Source organism: Microvirga sp. M2, from assembly GCF_047497095.1.
GTDB lineage: Bacteria > Pseudomonadota > Alphaproteobacteria > Rhizobiales > Beijerinckiaceae > Microvirga.
In genome coordinates this window covers 192,157-213,899 of record NZ_CP134065.1, presented here as the reverse complement: position 1 = coordinate 213,899, position 21,743 = coordinate 192,157, and the positions used below count along the sequence as shown (strand labels likewise).

At 63.9% G+C, this 21,743-nt stretch carries 20 protein-coding genes, 1 tRNA gene and 3 pseudogenes; 5 read left to right on the top strand and 19 right to left on the bottom strand.

All coding sequences use genetic code 11. The annotated features are described in order from the left end of the window. The first annotated feature begins 13 nt into the window (after positions 1 to 13). Positions 14 to 505, top strand: a complete 492-nt coding sequence (locus RE429_RS29630) for a flavodoxin family protein (protein ID WP_414476389.1) — start codon at positions 14 to 16, stop codon at positions 503 to 505. 90 nt (positions 506 to 595) lie between these two features. On the opposite strand, the gene RE429_RS29625 is transcribed toward RE429_RS29630, so the two are convergent. The 14 genes and pseudogenes from RE429_RS29625 to msuE all read right to left on the bottom strand — a co-directional run bounded on the left by RE429_RS29625 (position 596) and on the right by msuE (position 11,006). Beyond that, positions 596 to 829 carry a hypothetical protein gene (locus RE429_RS29625; RefSeq protein ID WP_414476387.1) on the bottom strand — a complete coding sequence of 78 codons (234 nt, stop codon included), beginning with the start codon at positions 827 to 829 and terminating at the stop codon, positions 596 to 598. Positions 830 to 957: 128 nt separating this feature from the next. Next, positions 958 to 1,434, bottom strand: coding sequence for a hypothetical protein (locus tag RE429_RS29620; protein ID WP_414476386.1), 477 nt, complete (start codon positions 1,432 to 1,434; stop codon positions 958 to 960). 40 nt (positions 1,435 to 1,474) lie between these two features. Then, positions 1,475 to 1,550, bottom strand: a tRNA-Ile gene (locus RE429_RS29615). A 315-nt stretch (positions 1,551 to 1,865) separates the two neighbouring features. Further along, the gene (locus tag RE429_RS29610; protein WP_414476385.1) at positions 1,866 to 2,321 is read right to left on the bottom strand and encodes an HU family DNA-binding protein; all 456 of its coding nucleotides are present in this window, start codon (positions 2,319 to 2,321) and stop codon (positions 1,866 to 1,868) included. A 288-nt stretch (positions 2,322 to 2,609) separates the two neighbouring features. After that, a pseudogene (locus tag RE429_RS29605) lies at positions 2,610 to 2,895 on the bottom strand (GTP cyclohydrolase); the annotation flags it as partial. An 18-nt stretch (positions 2,896 to 2,913) separates the two neighbouring features. After that, positions 2,914 to 3,744, bottom strand: coding sequence for a MetQ/NlpA family ABC transporter substrate-binding protein (locus tag RE429_RS29600; protein ID WP_414476384.1), 831 nt, complete (start codon positions 3,742 to 3,744; stop codon positions 2,914 to 2,916). Positions 3,745 to 3,786: 42 nt separating this feature from the next. Next, positions 3,787 to 5,196: an LLM class flavin-dependent oxidoreductase gene (locus RE429_RS29595; RefSeq protein ID WP_414476383.1), complete on the bottom strand. Its 1,410-nt coding sequence runs from the start codon at positions 5,194 to 5,196 to the stop codon at positions 3,787 to 3,789. A 159-nt stretch (positions 5,197 to 5,355) separates the two neighbouring features. Continuing rightward, positions 5,356 to 5,928 carry a HupE/UreJ family protein gene (locus tag RE429_RS29590; protein ID WP_414476382.1) on the bottom strand — a complete coding sequence of 191 codons (573 nt, stop codon included), beginning with the start codon at positions 5,926 to 5,928 and terminating at the stop codon, positions 5,356 to 5,358. 109 nt (positions 5,929 to 6,037) lie between these two features. Then, positions 6,038 to 6,544 carry a cupin domain-containing protein gene (locus RE429_RS29585; RefSeq protein WP_414476381.1) on the bottom strand — a complete coding sequence of 169 codons (507 nt, stop codon included), beginning with the start codon at positions 6,542 to 6,544 and terminating at the stop codon, positions 6,038 to 6,040. Between the two features lie 104 nt (positions 6,545 to 6,648). Beyond that, positions 6,649 to 7,608: an ABC transporter substrate-binding protein gene (locus RE429_RS29580; protein WP_414476380.1), complete on the bottom strand. Its 960-nt coding sequence runs from the start codon at positions 7,606 to 7,608 to the stop codon at positions 6,649 to 6,651. 12 nt (positions 7,609 to 7,620) lie between these two features. Continuing rightward, the gene (locus RE429_RS29575; RefSeq protein WP_414476379.1) at positions 7,621 to 8,724 is read right to left on the bottom strand and encodes an LLM class flavin-dependent oxidoreductase; all 1,104 of its coding nucleotides are present in this window, start codon (positions 8,722 to 8,724) and stop codon (positions 7,621 to 7,623) included. Positions 8,725 to 8,739: 15 nt separating this feature from the next. Then, entirely contained in the window at positions 8,740 to 9,591 is an 852-nt protein-coding gene (locus RE429_RS29570) for an ABC transporter ATP-binding protein (protein ID WP_414476378.1), read from the bottom strand. Between the two features lie 3 nt (positions 9,592 to 9,594). Next, a complete protein-coding gene (locus RE429_RS29565) occupies positions 9,595 to 10,401 on the bottom strand; it encodes an ABC transporter permease subunit (RefSeq protein ID WP_414476377.1) in 807 nt (268 codons plus the stop codon). Next, positions 10,398 to 11,006: an FMN reductase gene (msuE, locus tag RE429_RS29560; RefSeq protein WP_414476376.1), complete on the bottom strand. Its 609-nt coding sequence runs from the start codon at positions 11,004 to 11,006 to the stop codon at positions 10,398 to 10,400. Before msuE ends, RE429_RS29565 begins: the two co-directional genes overlap by 4 nt. 631 nt (positions 11,007 to 11,637) lie before the next feature. Between msuE and RE429_RS29555 the strand changes: the two genes are divergently transcribed. The 4 genes from RE429_RS29555 to nadC all read left to right on the top strand — a co-directional run bounded on the left by RE429_RS29555 (position 11,638) and on the right by nadC (position 16,267). After that, positions 11,638 to 12,627 carry an NUDIX hydrolase gene (locus tag RE429_RS29555; protein ID WP_414476375.1) on the top strand — a complete coding sequence of 330 codons (990 nt, stop codon included), beginning with the start codon at positions 11,638 to 11,640 and terminating at the stop codon, positions 12,625 to 12,627. Positions 12,628 to 12,785: 158 nt separating this feature from the next. Continuing rightward, the gene (gene nadA, locus RE429_RS29550; protein ID WP_414476374.1) at positions 12,786 to 13,784 is read left to right on the top strand and encodes a quinolinate synthase NadA; all 999 of its coding nucleotides are present in this window, start codon (positions 12,786 to 12,788) and stop codon (positions 13,782 to 13,784) included. Between the two features lie 9 nt (positions 13,785 to 13,793). Beyond that, positions 13,794 to 15,395, top strand: a complete 1,602-nt coding sequence (locus RE429_RS29545; RefSeq protein ID WP_414476373.1) for an L-aspartate oxidase — start codon at positions 13,794 to 13,796, stop codon at positions 15,393 to 15,395. Further along, on the top strand, positions 15,392 to 16,267 hold the full coding sequence (nadC, locus tag RE429_RS29540) for a carboxylating nicotinate-nucleotide diphosphorylase (RefSeq protein WP_414476372.1): 876 nt from the start codon (positions 15,392 to 15,394) through the stop codon (positions 16,265 to 16,267). The genes RE429_RS29545 and nadC overlap by 4 nt, the downstream gene beginning before the upstream one ends. A gap of 776 nt (positions 16,268 to 17,043) precedes the next feature. On the opposite strand, the gene RE429_RS29535 is transcribed toward nadC, so the two are convergent. The 5 genes and pseudogenes from RE429_RS29535 to RE429_RS29515 all read right to left on the bottom strand — a co-directional run bounded on the left by RE429_RS29535 (position 17,044) and on the right by RE429_RS29515 (position 21,695). Beyond that, positions 17,044 to 17,271, bottom strand: a complete 228-nt coding sequence (locus tag RE429_RS29535) for a hypothetical protein (RefSeq protein ID WP_414476371.1) — start codon at positions 17,269 to 17,271, stop codon at positions 17,044 to 17,046. Further along, complete coding sequence (locus RE429_RS29530; protein WP_414476370.1) at positions 17,268 to 17,900, bottom strand: hypothetical protein; 633 nt, start codon at positions 17,898 to 17,900, stop codon at positions 17,268 to 17,270. Before RE429_RS29530 ends, RE429_RS29535 begins: the two co-directional genes overlap by 4 nt. Next, positions 17,897 to 18,833: pseudogene (panC, locus tag RE429_RS29525) on the bottom strand (pantoate--beta-alanine ligase). The gene RE429_RS29530 and the pseudogene panC overlap by 4 nt, the downstream one beginning before the upstream one ends. Before the next feature lie 106 nt (positions 18,834 to 18,939). Further along, positions 18,940 to 19,158: pseudogene (locus RE429_RS29520) on the bottom strand (IS110 family transposase); the annotation flags it as partial. A 242-nt stretch (positions 19,159 to 19,400) separates the two neighbouring features. After that, positions 19,401 to 21,695, bottom strand: coding sequence for a molybdopterin guanine dinucleotide-containing S/N-oxide reductase (locus RE429_RS29515; RefSeq protein WP_414476369.1), 2,295 nt, complete (start codon positions 21,693 to 21,695; stop codon positions 19,401 to 19,403). Positions 21,696 to 21,743 lie beyond the last annotated feature (48 nt).

Below are 21,743 nucleotides of genomic sequence, written 5' to 3'. Positions count from 1 at the left end.
ACGTCCAGGCACGATGAGAACCCTTTTGATCGTGTATCAGTCGATGACCGGAGGCACCCGTCAGATGGTCGAGGCTGCGGCCCGGGGCGCAGCTTTGGAGCCGACCGTTCGCGTGCGTCTGCTTCCGGCACCGGATGCTCAGGCCGCCGACCTCCTCGAGGCGGACGGCTATCTCTTTGGCACGCCCGAGAACCTGGCCGCCATGGCCGGCCTGATGAAGGACTTCTTCGACCGGACCTACTCTCTGGCGCTTGATCGTATCAGCGGGCACCCCTACGCGACGCTGATCTGCGCTGGCAGCGACGGCCACAACTCGGCGCGGCAAGTGGAGCGCATCGCGACCGGATGGCGGCTCAAAGCCATTGCGGATCCGCTGATCGTCTGCACCCACGCCCAGACCCCGGAAGCGATCTTAGCGCCTAAGGTTATTGGCCCAGACGACCTGAAGGGCTGCGAAGAGGTTGGGGCAGCCCTCGCGGCAGGGATGAGCATCGGGATGTTCTAGGAAGCCTGAGCAGGGGCCAATCGGAGCAGGCATTCCCTGGGGCGAGGAGCCGGGCGGGGCTGAACGAGGACCCGACGGCAAGGCTGTCCCCTAATGCGTGGCGTTGGAGCCGCCTTCGAGTGCACCACCTTTTTCCAGGACGATCTGCCCAAAGGCCGCGAGCGCATGCGCCATCAAGTTGGACCGGTCGCTGGCGGGCGCGAGCAGGATCAGGTCGGCGAGGCTCTCGACTACCATGGAGGCCATCTCGACCAGGTCGGTGTCGCCGCGCTCGAAGCGCTCCTGCACGAGTTGGTTGATCTCACAGTGCAAACAGTCGGACATCTCATTTTCCTCTTTGGCAGCGGGTCGGATCCAGCCTGCGCACGATGCCGCTTTAGCAAGGCTTGTAGGAGCTGTCTCGCCAAGAAGCGGGGTGCGGGCGAGCTGCCGTGACGAGGAGACTGCTCGTGCTAAAATGGGCTGCGCCTATCCAAAAACCGCCTCGCCCGAGCTACTCGCCAAAGGGTCATAATCACTGCGTCGAAGATCGAGGGACGGGAAGGCGGGCTCGATCTCCCGGAACGGCGAAGGCCCCGGCTCCGTGGCAGGTCCTCCAGCAGTTCGGCCGTCCGGGTATAGGGTTGGCGCGAGCCGCTGCGCACGGCGCTGCCGACCACTTCCCCATGTAGGAGCAGATCATAGGCGCCGGGCGCCAGCTGAATCAGGCGGTAAGTCACTTGGGGGTGCTTTTCAGAGGCCGGCTGCCGATCAATCCACTCATACGCCTTGGCGAGGGCCGCGTCACGGCCCGGTGCCAGGATCAGGGTCGGGCGCTGCTTCGGCAGCGCCGCGAAGGCCAGCCACTCCAGGCCGCTCGGGCTGAAGCGGATCTGGTAGCCGTTGTGCTCCACGAGTTCAGTGTCTGGACGGGGATACGGATCGGTCATGGTCGGGGTATTAGATATTGTGCCGGCATGGGCTGGTCTGTGGTGGGCCTGGAGGGACTTGAACCCCCAACCAGACCGTTATGAGCGGCCGGCTCTAACCATTGAGCTACAGGCCCACGCACGCCGATCTTGTCAAATCGTCACGGCTTTGGCTGTATCATCAGGGTCACAGCGAACGGCGAGAGTGCGCAGTGCCGTGCCCATTACTGCTGCATAGAATGCGGATGATCCTTCCGCATGCTACACGGAAGAGCCGTAGTCCTGTGGCCTGGTCTCTGAGGCCCGACGACATTGTTTCCAACGTCTGATCGTGAAATCCACAGCCGAAGAGCTGTGGAAGCCATGGATCTGCCGAAGTCGAGTCCTCGCGTGCATCGGACCCTATACCGAGACCGGGAATGCGGGACTGGCTCCTGCCGCTGTATGGCTGGTCAGATCGCTTCCTTGAGCTCCTTGGCGGCGCGGAAGGCGATCTTCTTCGAAGCCTTGATCTTGATCGGCTCGCCGGTCTGTGGGTTGCGGCCCATGCGGGCGGCGCGCTTGCGGACCTGCAGGATGCCGAGGCCGGTCAGGCGGATCTTGTCGCCTTTCTTCAGGCTCTTGGCGATCATCTCGATCACCTGGGTGAGCATCTCGTTCGCCTGACGCTTGGGCAGTTCATGCGCTTCCGACAGTTGCTCGGCAATGTGCCGCAGGGTCAGAATCGGGCTCGCCGAGGTGCCGCCGGACTTCTTCGCTGCTTTAACCGTCTTAGGAGCCGCGGCCTTCGCTGGCTTCTTGGCTGCTGTGCTGGCAGCTTTTGCCGATTGGGCCGGGATTGATTGCGACGCGGCGGCTTTGCGAGTCGGCGCCTTCTTGGCGGTGGTCGTGGTTGCAGATTTCGCCATGGGTGAGATCCTTCTGATGAACGATGAACCGAGCAGTCACTCGATCAGCAACGGGCTTGCACCCTAGATTGAAATCACCAGAGGGCTGTCTCCTCAATATCCCATCTGGAAAGAGTTCACAGGATCTTGCGGTGGATTTCTCGCCAGATCAGCACCTGCTTCGACCATCGTTGACGCTGACCAGGGGCAGGATAGGATGTCGGTGCGCTGTTGCACCCGGCATCGCACACGCCCTGACTGGAGTTTGGAAGAGACTTCAGTTGGGGCGTTCGCGCTTTAACAGCCCGCGAAGCCAAGGACTTCGTAGATATCGTAGCCCTGGGACTGAAGCTTGTAGGCCCGGATCTTGTTGGCGATGCCGTTTCCGCCCCTCCTGATCGAGATAAAGCAGGACGCCGCCTTCGTTCTCGGCCATGAACCGCACGGTTTCGCGCAATTGATCGCCACAATCGCATTTGAGGCTGCCGAACAGGTCCCCCGTCAGGCAGGCGGAATGGAGCCGCACGATCACGGGCTTCGAGAGATCAGGCTTTCCGACGATGATCGCCACCTGATCCCGCAGGCCCTCGCCGCCGCTCTCGTGCTCCATCCGTTACCAGACTGGCACAAAGAACTTCCCATATTTCTTGGCGATGTAGTCCTTGACCTCGGGCGAGCGATAGATCGCGATGAACTTTGCGATCTGCGGGTCATCCTTCCGGTCCTCTCGCACAACGAACTGCAGGGCGTAGTGGGCATCGCCAAACCCGTCGGCAATCAGGGCCTTCTCAGGATTGCCACCCGACAGCAACAGATAGCTGATGCTGACCTGGCCCAGGACGACATCATCAAGGGCTCGGGGCAATTGCGCGGCCTCCAACTCCCGGAAGCGCAGGTTCTTGGCGTTGGAGACGATGTCCAGGACAGTCGCGGCATCGCCCGCACCTGGCTTGAGGGTGATAAGGCCGGCCTTCTGCAGCAGTTGCAGGCCTCGCGCGCCATTCACCGGGTCATTGGCAATGGCCACGACTGCACGATCAGGCACCTGGTCGAAGCTCGTAACTTTGTTCGAAAACAGGCCCACCGGCATCACGTAAGTCGGGGCAATCGGCGCAAGCTTGTATCCACGCCCCTTGATGGCGGCATTGAGGAAGGGAAGGTGCTGGAACAGGTTGGTGTCGATTTCGCCGTTCGCCAGCGCTTCATTCGGTGTCACCCAGTCGGAAAACTCCACCACCTGAACATCGATCCCCTGCTGCCGGGCCCGCTCAGCGGCAAAGTTCATGATGTCGGCCACCGGCCCGCCACTCGTGCCAACCTTCAAGGGCTTGGCCAACGCGGCGCCGGGATCCGATACCAGGAGCACGAGGCCGACGATACCTGCAAGAAGGCCACTGAGGCTTCGACGGGAGATGGAGCACGATCGGGTGAACACTGAGGTCATGGGGACGTCCTCTGATCGGAGGTTGACGGGCAACAAGCTGCCCTATTCGGCGGCTGGGGACATGGTCCGGGACGAAGCAGCTGCGGACCCGATCGCGCGGAACGATGCGCCGGGATGACTTGTGGCGAGGCGCGCGCGTCCGCGGCCAAAGAGCTTTTCGCGCAGGGTGCCTTCTTCGTAGTCGCGCTTGTACACGCGCCTCTCCTGCAGAAGCGGCACCACCAGATCGACGAAGTCTTCCAATCCTTCGGGCATCACCACCCGGCTCAGATTGAATCCGTCGATGTCGGTGTCCTCGACCCAACTCTGCAACTCGTCGGCGATCTCCTCGGCCGAGCCCACGAGCGGCTCGTTGCGGCTGCCGAGGCCTTTCTCCCCGAAGATCTTGCGCAGCGTCCATGTCTCGCGGCTGTCGACGGTGAAGGCCCTCAGGATGGAGTTCGTGGCATCGTTCTCCTCGTGGCGGAGCGGTTCGTCAGGGTCATAGCGGGAGAAGTCCACACCCGTGATGCTGGAGAAATGCGACAGCGCCCCTTCGATGCTGGCGTAGCGATGGTACTCCTCGACCTTCTCCTCGGCTTCCTTGCGGGTCCGCCCGACGACCACGGCGCGGCCGAGAAAAGCCAGAATATCAGCGGGATCCCGCCCCTGCTCCGCCGCCCGCCGCCTGAGATCCGCGACTGTCGCGCGGGTGTTTTCCTTCGTTGGACCGGCCAGGAACACGCATTCGGCATGCCTGGCGGCAAAGTCCTTGCCTCGGGAGGACGCGCCGGCCTGATAGAGAACCGGCGTGCGCTGCGGCGACGGCTCCGCAAGATGAATGGCATCCACCCGGTAGTACCGGCCTGCATGCTGAATCCGATGCACCTTGCTTGGGTCGGCATAGATCCCGCGCTCGCGATCGCGCAGAACCGCGTCGTCCTCCCAGCTGCCTTCCCACAACTTGTAGACGACCTCCATGTACTCTTCGGCCGTCTCGTAGCGATCATCGTGCTTCGCCTGCTTGGCCAAGCCCATCCCGCGTGCGGCGCTGTCAAGATAGCCGGTGACGATATTCCAGCCGATTCGCCCGTGTGTGAGATGATCGAGCGTCGACATGCGGCGGGCGAAAAGATAGGGCGGTTCATAGGTGAGATTGCACGTCACGCCGAAGCCGATGTGCGTCGTGACGGCCGCCATGGCCGGCACAACCAGGAGGGGATCATTGACCGGCACCTGAACCGCATGGGCAATCGATGGATCAGGGTTGCCCTTGTAGACGTCATAAACCCCGACGATGTCAGCGAGAAAAATCCCGTCGAACTTGCCGCGTTCGGCTGTGCGGGCGAGATCCTGCCAGTACTCGAGCGTGTTGTACGCTGTCGACCGATCGCGCGGGTGAGCCCACATGCCGTGCTGGATATGGCCGACACAGTTCATGTCGAAGGCATTGAGCCGGATCTGCTTTGTCATTGAGAGGCGTTTCCTGTCTAGTCTCGTGAAAGGGCGTCGTCATCGGAGCGTCGGAGCGAGCCGCAGTGAGGGAGGGTGGGACGATCGCCGGATAGGCCACCCATTCGGCGGCGCGTTATGAGGCAACCTTTTCGACAGCCGGGGCATTCTCGTCTGCACTCAAACGAGGAACAGAGCCGCTCCGGCCAGAGCAACGCCACCCCCAAGGATTCGGCTCATGGCCGGAACCCTCCGGACAGCGCTTTGCAGCCCAAGCCCGCAGCCGAGAAGGAGTGCGCTGGCAAGAAGGAACCCGACCCCATAGTCGACAGCGCTCACGGCTGGTGCGATCTCAGCACCGTGCGCATAGCCATGGAAAATCCCGAAGATCCCGCAGGCGCCGGCGGCGAGAATGCGGGACGGTTGCAGGTTGAGCAGCACGGCAAGCCCCAGCCCCAGAACCGATACGGTGATCCCAAGCTCGATCATCGGGAGCTCGGATCCGATCAGGGCAGCCCAGAAGCCGAGCGCCATGGCGGCCAGGAAGCTGGCCGGCAGTCCAATGATCGCCCGCTGGCCGAGACTTCCGGCCCAGAGACCAACTGCGGTCATGGCCAGCACATGATCGAGCCCACTGAGGGGATGGGCAAACCCGGATGTAAAGCCGGTGGCCACGCCATGACCGGTATGGGCCCATGCTTCGGAAGAGGACAAAGCTGCGAGAACGAGCGCGGGGACAAGGTATCGTTTCATACTGGATCCAATTAACGGGAGTGCACAAGGCGGCTGGCGTGTCTTGAGTCAGCGTTGGGACAGACCAGTGGATTGAGTTCAGGCACTGTCACTGACCGGCGGTTGGTCGCTACGGATGCTTGTGAATGGGATCGACCCAGTACACTTCCTCTGGCTGCTCGACCGGATCCACATCGGTGACGTTCACCACCACCGCTTCGTTGTCCGAGCGCACGAGCACACACTCCAGCGGCTCGTCCGGGCTGGCGTTGATCTCCTGATGCGGCACGAATGGCGGCACATAGATGAAATCCCCCGGCCCGGCCTCGGCCACATACTCGAGGTGATCGCCCCAGCGCATGCGGGCCCTGCCGCGCACAACGTAGATCACGCTCTCCAGCTCGCCATGATGATGAACGCCGGTCTTGGCGTTCGGCTGGATCGATACCGTGCCCGCCCAGATCTTCTGGGCCCCCACCCGGGCATGATTGATGGCCGCCTGACGGAACATCCCAGGTGTCTGGGCGGTGTTGGCGTCGAGCTGGTCGCCCTTGATCACGCGGACGCCCTCGTGCTTCCAGTGCTCGTGCTCATGGTGGGAGTGCTCGTCATGCTCGTGGTGATGATGTGCGCTCATGGGGGCTTTGACTCGAAAGTTTGATGGGGAGGCAAGCACCAGCCCCTGATTCCAGGCTGGGGTTGATGGAAGGTCGTATGGCGAATGCGAGTTTGGGGCCGCCTCTACTGCGCCGCGGCTTCCTGAGTTCCGCTGAGCACCGCCGCATTGAATGACGGGTCGAGAACATCGGCAGCCTTGAGAGGCTTTGGGATTAGGCCATTACGAACATAGAGGTTGATGGTCCGCTGCTCGGCCGCCGCGACCTCGGCATCGATCGGCACCGGACGGGCATTCGCTCCGGAGAACCAGCGCAGTGGGATCTCCTTCGGCAAGCCGATGAGCTTCGCCCAGGTTCCGGCATAGGCATCGCGGTTGGCTGCCTCCCACACCCGCGCCTTGGCAAGGCGGCGCACGAAATCCTCAAGTTCGCGTCGTTTGGTGCGGATCGCCTCGACGTGCGCGGCCTGGAATCCCAGACCTGGTGTGATGCCCTGCCCGTCACGCACGATGCGGGCTTCGCCTGAGAGCACCAGCTGTGAGGTGTACGGCTCCCAGGTCGACCAGGCATCCAGGCTGCCGCTAGTCAGCGCGGCTTTGGCTTCCGCCGGCAGAAGGAAACTCAAACTCACGTCTGTCTTACCGAGTCCGGCATCCTCAAGGGCTGCCAGTACGAGCTGATGGCCGATTGAGCCGCGGCCGGTGCCGATGCGCTTGCCTTTGAGATCGGCAAAGGTCTTCACGGGAGAGTCGGGGCGCACCAGAACGGCGAGCCCCCCTTGGTCCGACCGGGTGGCCAGGATCGCCTTGATCGGAGCGCCAGAGGCCGCCGCAAAGGTGAAGGGGGCATCACCCACGATCCCGGTGTCGATGGCCTCGGCGTTCAGGGCCTCCAGCAAGGGGGCCGCAGCCGGAAACTCGCTCCATTCGAGCCTGTAGGGTAGGTCCTTGAGCACGCCGGCGGCTTCCATGAGAGCGCGGGAGCCTCCGCGCTGATCGCCCACCTTCAGAACGGTCTCGGCCCAGACAGGCCCCCACGACAGGGCAAGAGCGGCCGCGGCAGCCAGAACGGATATGCGTTTCATGGAAAGTCTCCTCTATTCAGCCGCCACGGCGCGCTGGCTCGACCGCGCGTTGAGCAGTCGGCGGAAGGCCGGGATCAGTTCACGGCCGTACTGGACAGCGTCCTCCAGGGGCTCGAAGCCCCGGATGAGGAAAGTGGTGACGCCAAGATCGTAGTAGTCGAGCAGCGCGTCGGCGACCTGCTCGGCCGTGCCAACCAGGGCGGTGGAGTTGCCCTGTGCACCGGTGACGGCCGCAATGGCGGTATACAGGCGCTTGTCGAGCCGATCGCCCTGGGCCGCTGCCGCGAGCAGCCGGCGTGCCCCTTCGTTCGGTGCCAGTGCAGCCGCGCCCAGCCCCTTGGCCGTACGCACCGCTTTGATGCGCTCGAGTAGCGCTTCCGCCCGGGCCCAGGCGCGGTCCTCCGTCTCGGCGAGGATCGGCCGGAAGGAGAGACTGAAGCGCACGTGGCGCTCGCGCCCGTGCCGGGCTGCGGCCGCGCGGACGCGGGCGATGGTCTCACGCACCTGAGCATGCGTCTCGCCCCAGAGGGCATAGACATCCGCATGCTTGCCGGCGACCTCGATGGCCGCCTCGGACGAGCCGCCGAAGTACACCGGCAGGTGCGGCTTCTGGATCGGCTTCACGGTCGAGAAGGCGCCCTCGAAACGGTAATATTGCCCGGCATAGTCAAACGGCGTCTCGCTGGTCCAGGACGCTTTCACCACATCGAGATATTCGCTCGTGCGGGCATAACGCTCGTCCTTGGTGAGGAAGTCGCCGTCCTGCCGGAGTTCCTGGTCATTGCCGCCGGTGATGATGTGAACCCCGACACGGCCGCTGGTGAGATGATCGAGGGTCGCCAACTGGCGGGCGGCCACCGTCGGCGCCGTAAACCCAGGCCGATGCGCGATCATCAGGTTGATGCGCTCGGTAACCGAGGCGGCATAGGCCGCAATGTGCTGGCTTTCAGGCGAGGTCGAGTGGAACGCGACAAGGAAGCGGTCGAAGCCGCCATATTCCTGTGCCTGGGCCAGGGCGCGAATGTAGTCGCGGTCGATAACCGGTCCCTCGGCGGGATGGGCTTCCGACTCGTAATGCGTGCCGACAAAGCCAATGAACTCGACGTCCCTGCTCATGGTGGTCTCCTGGTTCTACGATCGGGCGAGGGCATCGGCTGAGGCAGCCCAGACGGCATCGTCCAGCCGCCTGGCAGAGGCTGCGGGTGCTCGGGTCCTGACGGGGGCGGTCGTCTCTGCACCCGGTTCATTCGGGCCCTCGTCTTCGACGCCGAGTTCGCGCAGGAGGCGCGACCGCAGGCTCGAGAAGGCCGGCTGTGCATGACGGCGTGGGCGCTCCAGATTGACGTGGAGATCGAAGCCGATCCGGCCCTGGTCCAGCACCAGCACCCGGTCGGCGAGCAGCAGCGCCTCGTCCACGTCATGGGTTACGAGGAGAACGGCCGGCCGGTGGGCGCGCCAGAGCGAGGCAACCAGGCCTTGGGTCTTGAGCCGGGTGAGCGCATCCAGGGCCACAAACGGCTCATCGAGCAGCAGCAGTTTGGGCTCCCGAACCAGCGCCCGGGCGAGCGCGGCGCGTTGAGCCTCGCCGCCGGACAAGGTCAGCGGCCAGGCCTCGAGCCGGTGGCTCAGGCCCACTTCGGAGAGGGCGGCAATGGCACGCTCGCGGGCGTCAGGTGTGCGCAAGCCCAGCGCCACATTGGCCCACACCCTCTTCCATGGGATGAGGCGCGGCTCCTGGAACACCACGGCCCGCTCTGCCGGCACTGTGACGGTGCCGGCCGGAGCCTCGTCGAGACCCGCCAGGGTCCGCAGGAGCGTCGACTTACCCGAGCCGGAGCGGCCGAGCAGCGCCACGAACTCGCCGGACCGGATGGCCAGATCGAGACCGTTGAGAATGTTGGGGCCGTGGCCAAAGGAGCGCACGAGGTTTGAGACGTGCACCACGGGGTGCTGGCGCGCCGCCAGGACAGGACGAGCGTTCATGGGTCAGTCCTTCAGGAAGCTTGGTCGCCAGGCGAGCACCCGACGCTCGAGAGCACGGACGATCTGATCAGCGCTCAGTCCAAGCATGGCGTAGACGATCAGGCCGACGAGAATGATGTCGGTGCGCAGGAAGTCGCGGGCGGTCATGACCAGAAAGCCGATGCCGGAATCGGCGTTGATCTGTTCGGCCACCACAAGACTGAGCCAGGCAACACCGAGCGCATAGCGAAGCCCAACCAAGGCCGACGGCAGGGCTCCGGGCAGCACGACGTGGAACACCTGCTCGCGCCGGGTCAGCCCCAGGGTGCTCCCAGCCTCGAGCAGCTTGGCGTCCACGCTGCGGATGCCGGCAAACAGCGTGAGATAGATCGGAAACATCGTGCCCAGCGCCACGAGCGCAATCTTCGGTGTCTCGCCGATGCCGAACCACAGGATGAACAAAGGAACGAGCGCCAGAAAGGGCAGTGTCCTCAACATTTGCAGGGTGGCGTCGAGCAGGTCTTCGCCGCGTTGGGAGAGACCTGCGATGAGGGCAAATGTCGTGCCCACAACGACGCCGATGCCCAGCCCTGTCGCCACGCGGCCCAGCGACACCAGGAGGTGCCGGGGCAACTCGCCAGAGGTGATCAGCTCGGCAAAGGTACCGGCGATCATCACCGGGGAGGCGAGTGTGCGGGTCGGAATAAGGCCGCTACTGGCTGCCACCTGCCAGAGAATGACGATGAGAAGCGGAGGGAGATACCTGCGATAGCGCAGCCACCGGCCTGAGCCAGTGCCCGGTGCGGTCGTAAAGGCGACAGCCGCGCTCATCGGGCTACTCCTCGACGAACAATCTGAAGGTTTGCCGAAGACAGCGATGAGACCGTACCGGCTTTGGAAGTATCGGTGCCGATCAGACCTGCGAGCTGCCGTGCGGCGATGCTCACCCGCTCCAGCACGCCAGCCTCGGCCAGCTGTCCATCCACAAAGTCGGCATCACTGGCGTAGACGGCTGTCGGAATGGTGAGAGCCTCGAAGAAGCCAAAGAGCGGCCTCAGGGCGTGTTCCAGGACGAGAGCATGACGCGGGCCCCCTCCGGTGGCGGTGAGCAGCACCGGCTTGCCGAGCAACGCCCGGGGATCAACTAGATCGAAGGCATGCTTGAACAGCCCGGTATAGGTACCCTTGTATACCGGTGTGCCGACAATCAGCGCGTCGGCCTGCTCGATGGCATCGATGATGCGAGCGGCCGGAAGGGACAAGTCCTGGCGCTGCAGCGCAGCGCCCAGGCCCGGACCGGCATCGGACAGGTCGAAGATGTCAAGGCGCGCCTGATGGTGGCTCGCCACCTCGGCGGCGACCGTCTCGACGAGCCTGCGGGTCTTGGAGGGACGACGCGGGCTGCCGGAGAAGCCAACAATGTGAGGCAGACTCATGACGCAAATTCTCCTTCCGCCGGCTTAAAGCCCGCGGCGTTGATCAATCAGGGTCGGGAGAAGCGCAGTGTTGAGCGAGACCTGAAGAGGCCTGCGCTCATTCAGAGCACGTGCGCACGGGTGAGGCGAAGCTAAGAGGCTTCTGGGGCCGCAATGACCCTGGAGCAAGACGTCGTCATGCCTTCAACCTTCCTTCAATGAAGCTTGCGATGCGGTTGCCCTACGACCGGGTAAGGAGCGAATGCTGAGTGATCGCGAAATGACCGGGTCAGCACTGCCTTGTGATGACAGGAAGGGTCGCCTCAAAACCGCAGCCTGTCAACGAGAACGTTCTTTTTTTAGAACGGACGATACGACAAGAAACCTCTATTTGTACGCCAATCAGGAGAAGAAACTCACTGTTCACGGCTGAAACTGCCCTGGATTGTCGCTGGCCTGGCCGGATCCAAGAATTGATTGTTCTTTATACCGCACGACATGGGCGTGCCCGCAGCATGTCCAAGACCGCACTTGAGCCGGAATGGGCAAGCGGGATCCAGTCCTGATACGGGTGGTTGGTAGGGCAAAGCGCGGCTGATATGTTACTGGAGCATTTGGTTGAATCCGTCACTTTGTGCCTTATCGAGTATCCATGGCGTCTGCACCCTCCCCCCGGCGAACGAAGTCTTCTTCCAAGTCCGATCCTGATTTGTCGGTCGATCTCAGCGCCGTCATCATGGCCGCCACGCCGGACGAACCTCGGGTGCTCACCGTCCACTTCGATCCGCAGCGGCTTGATGCCCTGCCCTCCGGCCCCCTTCAGTCGCAGCATCGCACCTTGGAGGTGGGCTTGCGAAAGTGGGTGGCCGAACAGACCCAGCTGACCTTGGGCTATGTCGAGCAGCTCTACACCTTCGGCGACCGGGACCGGGCAGAGGCTGATGTCCAGGGTAAGGGGCATTCTCTGTCAATTGCTTATCTGGCGCTTGTGCGGGAGGCCCGCCCCGCCGGACTGGCTCACGCGGCCTGGCGCAACTGGTACTCGTTCCTCCCCTGGGAGGACTGGCGTGATGGGCACCCGAAGGCACTCGACCTCATTGAGCCGCGGTTGAAGGCTTGGGCCAAGGCCGGGGGCAAGCCCCTCCGCTCGTTTCGCGAGGAGCGCATTGAGCTCACCTTCGGGTTCGAGGCCGAAACCTGGGCCGACGAGCGGGTGTTGGAGCGCTACGAATTGCTCTTTGAGGCTGGTCTCGTGCCCGAGGCCCTCCGCGATACACAGCAGCCTGCCTCCTCATCCAAGATGCGGCTCGCCCCCGGCCAGCCGATGGCGCTCGACCACCGGCGCATTCTGGCGACCGCCATCGGCCGCCTGCGTGGCAAGATCAAATACCGTCCCGTGATCTTCGAGCTGATGCCCGCCTCCTTCACCCTGCTCGATCTCCAGAGAACGGTCGAAGCCCTGTCGGGCGTGCGCCTGCACAAGCAGAACTTCCGCCGCCTCGTCGAGATGCAGGGCCTGGTCGAGGAAACCGGCGAGATCACAACCGAGACCGGCGGGCGCCCGGCCCGGCTCGTGCGCTTCCGGCGCGAGGTGCTGGTCGAACGGCCGGCCCCTGGCGTGCGTCTGCCCCGCTTGAGGTGATCCTCTACTAGAGCCGATTGTGGGTTGACGCGCAGTTATACTCGTGTCTAGCATAAGTCGTTCGCCGGCTCCGCAGCCGGTTTTCTTATCCCATAATAATGCTCATGGTGAGCATTACTGCGATCTAATAATGCTCGATCTGAGCATAGTAGGCCGCCATGTCCGCTGCCGCGTCAACGGTGATCCCATCCCTGCCCCTGCCTGATCTCTACGCCCGCGTCCGGCACCATGTCCCGGCGATGGAATGGCCCATCCATGCCTGCGACATCGAGGCGATTCTGGCCCTCAAGCGCCGGCACAATGCCGTCATCCTGGCCCACAACTATCAGACGCCCGAGATCTTCCACACGGTGGCCGACATCGTCGGTGACAGCCTGGCCCTAGCGCGTGAGGCGGCGAATTCGGACGCCGCTGTGATCGTGCTCGCGGGCGTGCACTTCATGGCCGAGACCGCCAAACTCCTCAATCCGACCAAGTCAGTGCTGATCCCCGATGCCGAGGCCGGCTGCTCGCTCGCCGAGTCGATCACGGCCGAGGATGTGCGCCGGCTGCGAGCGCGCCACCCGGGTGTTCCTGTGGTCACCTATGTGAACACGTCCGCGGCCGTGAAGGCGGAATCGGATATCTGCTGCACCTCAGGCAATGCCAAGAAGGTGATTGAATCCCTTGGGGTCAACCGGGTGATCATGCTGCCGGACGAGTTCCTGGCTCAGAACACCGCCGCCCAGGTGCCCGGCATCGAGATCATCACCTGGGCGGGTCATTGCGAGGTGCACGAGCGCTTCACGCCTGAGGATATCCGCGCGGTGCGCGAGAGCTATCCGGACGTGGTCGTACTGGCCCACCCGGAAGCCCCGCCGGAGGTGGTAGCGGCCGCCGACTTTGCCGGATCGACGGCAGGGATGGCCGAGTTTGTCGGCGAGAAACGCCCGGCCCGGGTCGCCCTCGTGACCGAGTGCTCGATGAGCGACAACGTGGCGGCTCTGTATCCGGAGGTCGAGTTCGTGCGGCCCTGCAACCTGTGCCCGCACATGAAACGGATCACCCTGCCCAAGATCCGGCGGGCCTTGGAACGGCGTCAGCACGAGGTCAGGATTGATCCGGCGGTGGCCGGGCGGGCGCGGCGGGCGGTTGAGCGCATGCTCGCCGTGCGTTGAGGGCCGATCATGACACCAACCCATCCGCAAGACCCTGTCGTGATCGTGGGCGCCGGCATCGCCGGGCTGGCGACCGCTCTGCATCTAGCGCCGCTGCCCGTGACCCTGCTGGTGGCCTCGCCTCTGGGGCAGCAGGCGTCCACGCCTCTGGCACAGGGCGGGATCGCGGCCGCTCTTGGAGTCGACGACTGCCCGGCCCTGCACGCGGCCGACACCGTTCGGGCCGGGGCCGGTCTCAGTGATCCTGAGGTGGCCGCCCGCGTGGCCGCCGCTGCCCCCGCCTGCATCGCATGGCTGGTCGCTCAAGGCACCTCCTTCGATCGGACCACGCAGGGTGATGACCTGATCCTGGGGCTGGAAGCCGCGCACTCGCGCCGCCGGATCGTTCACGCGGATGGAGACCGAACCGGTCGCCGTGCTCTCGAGGCCCTCATCCAGGCCGTCAGGACCGCGCCCTCGATCCAGATCCTGGAGAACCATCGGGCCACCGACCTGGCGCTGGACGCGAATGGTGCGGTGATCGGCGTGTCCTGCCTGCCGACAGGAGCCGAAGGCGGCGGTGACCCTCTCCTGATCCGGGGCCAGGCGGTGGTCCTGGCAACAGGCGGGATCGGCGGTCTTTACGCCCACACAACCAACCCTCTCGGTGCGCTGGGCAGCGGACTGGCGCTGGCGGCCCGGGCGGGAGCCGCCCTGCGCGATCTCGAGTTCGTTCAGTTCCACCCGACGGCCATTGCGGCCGGCCTTGATCCGATGCCGCTCGCCACCGAGGCCCTGCGTGGCGAAGGAGCGACCCTCGTCAACAGCAGCGGCGAGCGCTTCATGCAAGAGGTCTCCGGCGCGGAACTGGCGCCTCGGGATGTGGTGGCCCGAACAATCTTTGCCCAGATCTGTGCCGGTGAGCGGGTCTTCCTCGACACCCGACAGGTGCTCGGTGAGCACATCACCAGGAAATTCCCCGGCGTGACGGCGCTGTGCCGGGCCGCGGGCGTCGATCCGGTGCGTGAGCAGATTCCGGTGCGGCCGGCCGCGCATTACCATATGGGCGGGATCAAAGTGGACGAGCGGGGTCGCAGCTCGGTTGAGGGGCTTTGGGTGTGCGGTGAGGCTGCGTCAACGGGCCTGCACGGCGCCAATCGCTTGGCGAGCAACTCGCTGTTGGAGGCATTGGCCTATGCGGCCTGGATCGCAGACGACATCAGAGGGTTGGTGCACCAGCCATCCACAGGCCCCCTGCCCTCACCTCCTCTCACGTCGCCACTCCAGTCGGGTCCGATGGATCATCCGTCACCAGTCCGGCAGCAGATCCGGCCGGCCATGGATCGGCAGGTTGGTGTGCTGCGGAACGCGCCTGGGCTGCAGCAGGCTGTTCGTCACTTCAGTGTGCTGGTTCATGAGGTGCAATCGACAGGTGAGCGCGACGCTGCGTTGGTGAGTCTGATGATCGCCGTATCAGCGTATAAGCGGAACGAGAGTCGGGGCGCTCATCAGCGGCTGGACCATACTCAGCTGATGCCGGAACAGCATACCGAGATGACCCTCGATCAGGCGCTGCGCATCGCGGCGGAGATCGACAATGAGACAACCGCACCCGTCAGGAGAGTTGCATGACACCGATCCTCACCACACAAAATGCTCTAGCCCCACTCCCGCGCCTGCTGGTAGAATCCATCGTGCGTGCGGCGCTGCTCGAGGACCTAGGCCGCGCTGGCGACATCACGACCAATGCCGTCGTTGCTGCAGATGCCAAACTGCGTGGGGCCATTGTGGCGCGCGAGCCCGGTGTGGTCGCGGGCGTCGATGCAGCGCTGGCGGCGTTCACCCTGATTGACCCTGCCGTCGTGGTCACCGTTGACCAGCCTGACGGCAGTCACGTGAAACGAAGAGAGACTGTTCTCCGGGTTGAGGGTTCGGCCCGGAGCATTCTTGCGGCGGAGCGCGTGGCTCTCAATCTGCTCTGCAAGCTGTCGGGGATCGCAACGGCGACGGCGGCGCTCGTTGAAGCCGTTCGGCCTCACGGCCATGCCCGGATTGTCTGCACGCGCAAGACCACACCGGGACTGCGCTCGCTCGAGAAGCATGCTGTCCGGGCCGGCGGAGGCGCCAACCACCGCTTCGGGCTCGATGATGCCGTTCTGATCAAGGACAACCACATCGCCATCGCCGGTGGTATCCGGCCGGCGCTGGAGCGGGCCCGCGCAGCCATCGGGCATCTGGTCAAGATCGAGATCGAGGTCGACACCCTCGCGCAGCTGGAGGAGGTGCTGGAACTCGGAGCCGATGCGATCCTGCTCGACAACATGAACCCAGACATGCTGTCACAGGCTGTGCGGCGGGTGAACCGACGGGCCATCACAGAAGCCTCAGGCCGGATCACGGCTGCAACGGCCCCCGCGATCGCCGGCACAGGGGTCGATCTGATCTCGACGGGCTGGATCACGCACAGCGCACCGATCCTCGACTTAGGGCTCGACGTCGCCTAGAGCGAAGTTGCGGGGCCTCAGACCAGTAAGCAACGGCCGCCTTCAGATCAGCCTAAGAATCATACTGGCAAACTGCGAAAGGCCGTGGAGAAAGGCGCCTGAACGGAAAAAAGCCGGGCCAAAGGCTCGGCATAAGGTGAGGTCCGACAATTCAGTCAAAACCTTCCAGAGGGAACGGCCGACACGGCAGCGCCGGGAGGAAGAAAGCGGTGCCTCGTCGAAATCGGCCGCTGCTCATATCGGCCGCATCCGACTTATTTGCAATGCAACATGCCTCATGAAAGGGCTGCATTGGCTGCATGAGATCACTCATACAGCTCATACTGTCGTTTCAGGGACAGCGGCCGGAATTGGACCGACGTGGATCTTACGACAGCAAGTCTCCTTCCAATCGCTCCCAGTCCCACGACCATTCATGGCATGAGGTTTGCGGGCGCTTGCCACCCACCATGGTCCGCAGGTTCTTGACCGCGAGGCATGGTATGATCAAGAGAGAACGCAAAACGACAGCGTTTCTCCGGGCGGCTCAATAGCGCTTGATCTCAACGCGTTGTCATCATTGGATGCGAACTGCAACTCGTTCATCACTCTCGCTGAGACTTTCTGTCGGAGTGCCTCCCAACCACCGGCACTCCTCCTCCAGCATTCTAAACTCTCCTGCCATGAACGATGGGCGTCGTGCCGACGGACTGTTGCCCAGAAACTCGACAATCCATGTGGTGCTCTTGCTCCTTGCACGATCACGGACAACGCTGCGGAGATGACTGCCGATCGCCTCACCTTCCCTCTTCAACTCGGCGCCTGATCAGCCTGCGCGCCTCGGCCATCAGGGTCGCGCGATCGGTTGCGAGCACGATCGTGGGACGTTGTCCCTGCCGCGCCACGAAGGACACCCAAGCGGATCGCGTCGGTCCAAACCGGATCCGGTGATCCAGGAACTGCACCTCCTCGATCAGGTCAGGGTCATGGAGAGCCTGAGAGGCCGGATCGTGCTCGGATGTCACTGCTCAAGCCTCACAGGTCGCGCTGCTGCTTTTTCGGGCTGTCCCTTGCATGCCCGGCAGCACAGCGATGACGCGACCGCAATAAGGTCGGCAAGATAGTGCTCCTTGACGAGCGCCAAGACCGTCCCGGACCCGCCGAGAATGACCGCGACATGCTCCAGGATGATCTCGGGGCTCCGCTGGCCGGTTGAGCCCCTGGGCCGCTCTGGATCCTCAGAAGGATCAACGGTCAACGGCTGGGGGCGTCCGATAAGTGTGCGCCGGGACGGGCGAAGCGGCGCAATGACGGTCCCGAACGGAATCGTTGACTGGTTCAGGACCTCGTTCATGTTGGCTGTCAGGCGGTCGGGTAAAAACCAGTTCTCCGCGACCGCTAGGGGAACGGAGCCCCGCACAAGCCGGACCTGCCGATAGTGAACGGCCTCATTCGAGGCTGGACCCAAAGCCGCCCTCACCTCGTAAGGCACGGCTGAGAGCACGAGTTGCTGCTGACGCTCGACCGTGATCGGCCCCTCTGCGAGGCCGTGTTCCTCGCACCAGGCGAGGAGGGTTTCCGTCGCCGTTGCCCCGGCAATTAGCCGGGCACTGAGATCCCGGATGAGGAGATTGACGCCTGATGGAGCTGTCATGACGATTGAGGCCCTGTTGGGGCGGCCGTGGCCTGCCGGCCGATCGCATGCGAGGCCAATTCGAGCTCGTGGTTGGACAGGGCGATCGGCGGAGGGGTCAGGATTACGTTGTCGATCAGGCGGTTTGTGCCGAGAAAGGCGGCCACGCACAGGGCAGCGGGACGCTCGACCGAACCTGTGACCGGCTCGAGCGCCGTGGCATCGACCACGTGCAGGTACTGTAGCTGATCGACCTCCGTCATGTGAGCCCGAGCAAGCTCGATCAGACGTCGGCTGTCCCGCTCGCCCTTGCGGAACGCGGCCTGAGCGGCCAGCAGGCCTCGGCTGAGGCAGCAGGCCCTCTGCCGATCGGCAGCGCTCAGGTGGCTGTTGCGGCTGCTCATGGCGAGGCCATCCGGCTCGCGCACGGTGGGCACGCTGACGATCTCGACGGCTAAGTTCAGGTCGCGCACCATCTGCCGGATCACCGCGCATTGCTGGAAGTCCTTTTGGCCGAAGAAGGCGACATGCGGCTGCACGATGTTGAACAGCTTGGTAACCACGGTGGCGACCCCGCGGAAATGCCCGGGCTGGACGGCGCCACACAGCGGCTCGGCAATCGGACCTGGGTCGACGTACGTCTCGAAACCTGGTGGGTAGATCTCACTGGAATCCGGCACGAAGAGCAGGCCCGCCCCGGCCTTACGGCAGAGCTCGTGATCCCGTTCCCGGGCACGCGGATAGTGGTCGAGATCCTCGTTGGGGCCGAACTGGATCGGATTGACGAAGATACTCACTACAGTGATGTCACAGCGGGCGACGCTCATCGGTGATGAGTGCGCGATGGCCCTCATGCAGGAAGCCCATGGTCGGCACAAAGCCGACCCGCAGGCCCAAGGCGCGGTAGCCTTTCAGACACTGGTCGAGGGATTTGATCGTGCGGAAGGTTTGCATCGGCGGATCTCATGCGCTGGTCGTGGAGGAATGCGGTGTCCAGGCGGCAACCGCCGCCTGGACACCGGCCGGGAGGGCGTAGGCCTCACTTGCGGACGGGAAGGCGCCACGGCGCACGCCTCTGGCCCAGTATCAGCTTTACGTGATGACCCAGCGCCTGCAGCAGGCGTACCAAGTGGTGCGAGGCACCACAGGCTTCGAGTGCAACCACGGGAGGTAGGAGCTTGCCAAAGAAGGTGATCAGGCTCCGGCGCTTCTTGCGGCGGATCAGCTCCTCGGCGGCGCTCACACCATGCAGCTGGAACACGTGTTTTGATGTATCCATTCCGATACGAACAATCTAGACCATGGACGGTCCCCTGTTTCTGAGATCTGCAACGACCTTATCCTGGCACACCGCTGCCATAAGGGATCTGTCCATCCCTACAAGCACCCGTCACCCTAAGCCCAACGCCATCACTAATCACAATGCCAAACGGGCGCCACCCGACATGGCGATGCCACTATGAGTCTGCCTGCCTGTATTATCTCAAACTAAACCGCCGAAGTTCGGTTGAATGCCTTTTGTCATGACCCGCGGCTGACGAAGGCCGGCGGATCAAAGGCCGTGACCGGCGGCGCGTCGTAGACCGGGCCCTTCACCTCCACCAGGCACGTCTGAGCCACGCTTCCCTGCCCCAGGCTCGACGTGCCGAGGTCCAGCGTCAACACATTGGGGTTGCCGTGCTTTTCCAGGCCCGTTTCGGGTTCCGGATCGTACCACGCGCCCGTTGCCAGGCGGGCGACGCCCGGCATGATGTCGTCGCTGAGTATCGCGCCGGCCAAGCAGCGTCCGCGCTCATTGGCGAGTTCGACGACATCGCCATCCGCGATCCCGCGTGCCGCGGCGTCCTGCGGATTGAGATAGACGGGCTCGCGACCGGCGATCTTGCCTTCGAGGCTGTAGCTGCCGGCATCGAGCTGGCTGTGCAGCCGCCGCTGGGGCTGGTCGGAGATCAGGTGTAGGCGCTTGTCGCCGGGCTGCAACTGCCCGAGCCATTCATGCGGCTCCCGCCAGACGGCGTGGCCGGGACAATCCTCAAGCCCGAAACCGTCGATGGTTTCGGAGAATATCTCGATCCGCCCGGAAGGCGTCACCAGCGGATTGGCCGCGGGATCGTTCCTGAAATCCTCGAGCATGATGACCGGACGGCTGTGCTCGCTAAGATCGATCAGGTCGGTTTTCCAGAACGTCTCGAAATCGGGCAGGTCAACACCATGCGCCGCCATCTTGCCGCGGCTTTCCTCATAGAGACGATGCAGCCACTGCATAGATGAGAGGCCTTCGGTATAGTCCGGCGCGTCGAGCCGCGCTGCAAGGGCGGCGAAAATCTCGTAATCGTCGCGGGCCTGCGCCAACGGCGCCTTGACCCGCTTCATGGCGACGAGATGACCTTCGCGCGTCGAATAGCCGATATCGTTGCGCTCCATGCTGATTGTAGCCGGCAGGACGATGTCGGCCCGTTTAGCGGTCGCAGTCCAGTATTGCTCGTGAACGACGATCGTTTCCGGCTTGTTCCAGGCCTTGACGAAGCGGTTCAGGTCCTGATGGTGGTGGTAGGGGTTGCCGCCCGCCCAATAGACCAGCCGAATGTCGGGATAGCGGTGCACGGCTCCGTCATAGGCGAAGCTGCCGCCCGGATCAAGCAGCATGTCGGCGATACGCGCGACCGGAATGAAGGCGGAAACTGGGTTCCTGCCCTGCGGCAGGGTCGGGCCGGACAGCAACCGCTCATCGCTGCCCAGTGCATTGGTGGCGCCATAGCCGAAGCCGAAGCCGCCGCCGGGCAGGCCGATCTGACCGAGCATGGCCGCTAGCGTTACGAGCATCCAGCAGGGCTGCTCGCCATGCGAGGCGCGCTGCAGCGACCATGCCATGTTCAGCATGGTGCGGGTGGCGGCCATGTCGCGGGCCAGCGCTGCGATGGTCGCGGCGGGAACGCCCGTTATAGCCTCGGCCCATTGCGGATTGCGCGGCTGGCCGTCGCTGCGGCCCATCAGATAGGCTTCGAAGCGCTCGAAGCCGACGCAATAGCGCTCGAGGAAGGCGCGATCCGCCAGGTCCTCGTCCACCAGCGTCCAGGCGATGGCCAGCATCAATGCGGTGTCGGTGTTGGGACGAAGCCTGATCCACTCGACGCCCTCGGCCTCAAGATTGTCGCCGACCGGCCCGATATTGACCACGCGTATGCCGGCCTCGCCGAGCGATTTCAGCCCGGACCGCACGCGATGGCGGGCAATGCCGCCGGCCGATATCTGTGCGTTCTTCCACGGCACGCCGCCGAACGCGACGAAGAGGCGGGTGTTCTGTGCGACCACATCCCATGAGGTGTGGTTCGCCATCAGGCTTTCCATCGGCGCGATGATGCGGCCCATGATGACGCGCGCTGCGCCGAGGCTGTAGGAATTGAGATGCCGGACATAGCCGCCGACGCTGTTCAGGAACCGGTGGACCTGGCTCTGAGCGTGATGGAAGCGGCCGGCGCTGGACCAGCCATAGGATCCGCCGAATATTGCCTCATTGCCATGCTTCCCGCGCACCCGCTGCAATTCGGCGGCGACGAGGTCGAGCGCCTCGTCCCACTCGACCTCGACGAAGGGATCGCTGCCGCGCAGCTCGGGCGCGGCGCCGGGGCCATTTTCCAGCCAGCTACGCCGCACCGCTGGGTGACGCACACGAACCGCCTCGACGCGCTCGCCATGCTGATCGAGGCCGATCGGTGTTGGATCGGGATCGCCGGCGAAATTCTCCAGCCGCAGCCCACCTCCGCCGGCGTCGTACACTTCGCGGATGCCCCAATGGGCGGACGTATAGGTTGTCATGCGGTCCACATCCTCCGTCAATTGCGCCGGCTAGCCGGCCTGGAGCGG